At 58.4% G+C, this 2,506-nt stretch carries 3 protein-coding genes; all 3 read left to right on the top strand.

What is annotated here, in order from left to right:
* Positions 1–256 (top strand): hypothetical protein (locus H5U08_RS15675; protein ID WP_297035140.1); only part of this gene is annotated, 256 nt, incomplete at its 5' end.
* Positions 257–281: 25 nt separating this feature from the next.
* The gene (locus H5U08_RS15670; RefSeq protein WP_366494712.1) at positions 282–1,598 is read left to right on the top strand and encodes a CpaF family protein; all 1,317 of its coding nucleotides are present in this window, start codon (positions 282–284) and stop codon (positions 1,596–1,598) included.
* An 89-nt stretch (positions 1,599–1,687) separates the two neighbouring features.
* On the top strand, positions 1,688–2,506 hold an 819-nt coding region (locus tag H5U08_RS15665), incomplete at its 3' end, for a type II secretion system F family protein (RefSeq protein WP_297035135.1).

Genomic DNA, 2,506 nt, shown 5'->3' with positions numbered 1-2,506 from the left:
TCCGCCGGAAAGTAAAACCGCCAACTCCCTCCCCTTTCACGCGATTCTCACTGCCAAATGTAAGCTAAGTTTTTTTGTGGAAGGGAGAGATTCTCTTCGCCATGCAGGATTTGACGCACCTCAGGCGGCGATCATTCACCTCTGCCCTTGGGGTGAGATTCGGCAAAGGCTCGTGTTGACTCAATGGGGTGGAAGGCGGAATTCCACCCCGAGAAACCGGCAGCAAGAGGTTCATCACGTGGATGAAAGGAGTTAACCAGCCAATGGGTCAGCTTCCGAGTATGCGACCGATGGCTCCAACGGCGAGGACGTCAGAATCACGCCTGTCGTTTGATGAACTCAAACAGCGGATCCACAGCAAGCTGGTGGATAAGCTCGATCTTTCCAAAATCAGCCAGCTTGAAGGTGAGGTGCTTCGCCGGGAAATCCGTCTTCTGGTGGAGCATCTCTGCGACAGCGAAAACACGATGCTCAACCGCTCCGAGCGAGAGCGGTTGATTGACGAGGTGCTGGATGAAACCTTCGGGCTGGGTCCGCTCGAATCGCTGCTCAAGGATCCCACGATCAGCGATATCCTCATTAACGGTCCCAAGAATGTGTACGTGGAACGTCGCGGTAAACTGGAAAAAACGAATGTCACTTTCCGCGACAACGAACATCTCCTCCAGATCATCGACCGCATCATTTCCAAAGTAGGCCGGCGTGTGGATGAGACCTGTCCCATGGTGGACGCCCGCATGCCGGACGGCTCGCGTTTCAACGCCATCATCCCGCCTTTGGCGCTCGACGGACCGGCGGTGTCCATCCGTCGTTTCGGTCGAAATCCACTCAAACTGGAGGATTTGCTCAACCTGAAGGCCCTCACCCCGGAAATGGTGATGCTGCTGGAAGGCGCCATCAAGGCCCGGCTGAACATCATCATCGCCGGTGGTACGGGTTCCGGTAAAACGACACTCCTCAATGTGCTCTCCAGTTTTATTCCCAATAACGAGCGTATTGTGACAATCGAAGACGCGGCCGAACTGCAGCTCCAGCAGGAACACGTCGTGCGGCTGGAGACGCGGCCACCCAATATCGAAGGCAAAGGGGCGGTCACGGCCACAGACCTGGTCCGCAACGCCCTGCGTATGCGGCCGGAGCGGATCATCATCGGTGAGTGCCGTGGCCCCGAGGCCCTCGACATGCTCCAGGCGATGAATACCGGTCACGAGGGTTCGATGACCACGCTCCACGCAAACTCGCCACGGGACGCCCTCGCCCGACTGGAAACCATGATCATGATGGCCGGCTTTGAATTGCCCCTGAAGGCCATGCGAACACAGATTGCCAGCGCGGTCAATTTGCTCATTCAGGCCAACCGACTCCAGGGTGGTGTGCGACGCGTCACGCACATCACGGAAGTGGTAGGCATGGAGCAGGATACGATCATCACCCAGGACATTTTCCGATTTGAACAGGACGGAGTGGATGAGAAGGGCCGGGCCTACGGGAAATTCGTGGCCACCGGTGTCCGCCCGACTTTCATGCCGCGTCTGGAAGCCCGGGGAATCCGGCTGCCGCCTACCATCTTCCGGCAGCGTGTCATGATGGAGGCCTGAGCGTCATCACGAAACCCCATACCAGTGGTGGGAACCAGACAGCCAATCGGTATGTTTTGCCACGAAGCCAACGCCAGGTGAGTTGAAATATGGTGCATCCAGCCCTGCTGATCGGAATTGCCGTTTTTGTGGCGGTGTCGGCCCTCATTTTGGGAGCGGCCATGCTGTTCGGCCATCGCTCCGAGGACCGCCTGCAAACGCGTCTGGAGACGTTCACGCGCCTCCCCCAGCGCGGTCAGGAGGGGCCGGTGAGCCAAAAAATCCTCGCGGAAACCATCCACGAAAAAGAGAATTTCTTGGATCAGCTTCTGCAACGGTTTCCCAGCGTTCACCGCCTCGTCGAACAGGCAGACGTTCCGATTTCTCCCGGGCGGCTGCTCCTGGTCAGTCTCGCGTTGATGGCCGGCGCCCTGGTGGCTACGGTTCTCTTTCGATTACCGTGGGTCGTGGGGGCGATCATGACGCCGGCTCTGGGATGCCTGCCCATTCTGTGGCTTCTCTGGCGACGCAAACGTCGCTTGAAGGCCTTTGCTGCCCAATTGCCGGAGGCGCTCGATATGCTAGCCCGTTCCCTGCGGGCAGGGCAAAGCCTGGCCTCCGGTTTTGGACTTGTGGCCAAGGAAGTGCCGGCTCCTCTGGGGAAAGAATTTGGACGGGTTTTCGATGAACAAAATCTCGGTGTCCCCCTGGAGGAATCACTGCGCGATCTGGCCGACCGAATTCCCAACATGGACCTGAAATTCTTCGCCACGGCGGTGGTACTCCAGCGGCAGACCGGCGGTGACCTCGCCGAAATCCTCGATCGAATCAGCAGCCTCATCCGCGAGCGGTTTAACATCTGGGGACAGGTTCAGGCCCTGACAGGCGAAGGCCGATTATCGGGAATCGTCCTCATGGCTCTGCCGGTG

Source organism: Thermogutta sp. (genome assembly GCF_014359955.1).
In the GTDB taxonomy this organism is placed as follows: domain Bacteria; phylum Planctomycetota; class Planctomycetia; order Pirellulales; family Thermoguttaceae; genus Thermogutta.
The sequence above is the reverse complement of the archived record's forward strand: the minus strand, read 5'-3'. Positions and strand labels throughout refer to the sequence as shown.

Bases quoted from the DNA above. Each gene is read 5' to 3' on its own strand.
- H5U08_RS15670 (WP_366494712.1), top strand. From the start codon at position 282: ATGCGACCGATGGCTCCAACGGCGAGGACGTCAGAATCACGCCTGTCG.